This is a genomic window from Actinospica durhamensis, assembly GCF_018139695.1.
GTDB lineage: Bacteria > Actinomycetota > Actinomycetes > Streptomycetales > Catenulisporaceae > Actinospica > Actinospica durhamensis.
The window spans coordinates 1-1,519 of record NZ_JAGSOG010000565.1 but is presented as its reverse complement, the minus strand read 5'-3'; the positions used below and the strand labels follow the sequence as shown (position 1 = coordinate 1,519).

The 1,519-nt window shown below is 69.1% G+C and carries 2 protein-coding genes; both read left to right on the top strand.

Going from position 1 to position 1,519, the window contains the following annotated elements:
• Positions 1-76 precede the first annotated feature (76 nt).
• Positions 77-460 (top strand): hypothetical protein, encoded by a 384-nt coding sequence (locus KDL01_RS41050; RefSeq protein ID WP_212534132.1) that lies wholly within the window; start codon positions 77-79, stop codon positions 458-460.
• Between the two features lie 29 nt (positions 461-489).
• On the top strand, positions 490-1,485 hold the full coding sequence (locus KDL01_RS41045; RefSeq protein WP_212534131.1) for an IS3 family transposase: 996 nt from the start codon (positions 490-492) through the stop codon (positions 1,483-1,485).
• Positions 1,486-1,519 lie beyond the last annotated feature (34 nt).

The window sequence follows — 1,519 nt, the reverse complement described above, 5'->3', positions numbered from 1 at the left end:
CCCTCTCTGACAGCCTCGGCTGAGACACCCGGTTTATCGGGTTAGTCTAGATGGGCGAGACAGGAGCACCCCCGGCATGGCCAGCACGACCGATCACGAGCACGACCCGGCGCCGCGCCCGAAGCGTCGCACGTTCCCCGCGGAGTACAAGCTGCGGATCGTCGCGGAGTACGACGCGGCTCCCAACGGGGAGAAGGGCGCGATCCTGCGCCGCGAGCGGCTGTATCACTCCCACATCATCGAGTGGCGCGCGGCCCGCGACGCCGGGGCGCGCTCGAGGCTGGTCGACAAGCGCACCTCGCCGGCCCGGCCGCGCAAGGCCGCCGAACAGGCCGAACTGGAGCGGCTGCGCCAGAAGGTGGCCCGCCTGGAAGCGGAGGCCGCGCGCAAGGACGCCGCCTTGGAGCTCATGGGAAAAGCCAGCGCGCTCTTGGAACTGCTCTCCGAGAGCGCGGACTGAAACACGAGGTCGAGCAGGTCCTTGACGAGGTGTTCCCGGGGCTCGAGCAGGCGCTGAGCACCGCGGCCGCCTGCCGGCTGACCGGGCGCTCGCGGGCCACGTACTACCGGCGGCTGAGCCCGCCGGTGCCCACGGCGAAAAGGCCCAGGCCGGCTCCGGCCTCGGCGCTGAGCGCCGAGGAGCGCGCCGCCGTGCTGGCGCTGCTGAATCGGCCCGAGTACGCCGACCTGCCTCCGGCGCAGGTCTGGGCCCGAGAGCTCGACGCCGGGCGCTACCACTGCTCGGCGCGCACGATGTACCGGATCCTTGAGGCCGCCGGGCAGAACGGCGAGCGGCGCCGCCAGGCCGCGCATCCGGCCAAGACCGTGCCGCAGCTGCTCGCGACCGCGCCGTGCCAGGTGCTGACCTGGGACATCACGAAGATCAAGGGTCCTGACAAAGGCGAGTGGTACCACCTGTACGTGATCATCGACATCTACAGCCGGTACATCGCCGGCCACACCGTCGAGCGCGCCGAGTCCGCCGAGCGGGCCGAGGAACTGATCCGGGAGACCATCGAGCGCGCCGGCATCGTCCCGCAGACCGTGCACGCCGACCGCGGCACCTCGATGACCTCGAAGAAGGTCTCCCAACTGCTGATCGACCTCGGGGTCACCAGGAGCCACTCGCGCCCGAAGGTCTCGAACGACAACCCCTACAGCGAGGCGAACTTTAAAACGATCAAGTACTGCGGGGAGTACCCCGCCTCCTTCAACTCCCTGACACACGCCCGGGACTGGTGCGAGGGCTTCATCAGCTACTACAACCATGAGCACAGGCACTCCGGGATCGGCCTGCACACCCCCGCCTCCGTCCACTTCGGCACCGCCGAGCTGGTCCGCGAGCAGCGCGCCGTCACCCTCGCCGACGCCTACGCCCGCCACCCCGAACGCTTCGCCCGGCGCCCCAATCCGCCGGCGATACCCGAGCACGCCTGGATCAACGAACCGAAACCAGAGACAGAACCCGTCCTACGCTATCCATAACAACAGGCCGTCTTACTTGACTTGACAACTTCCG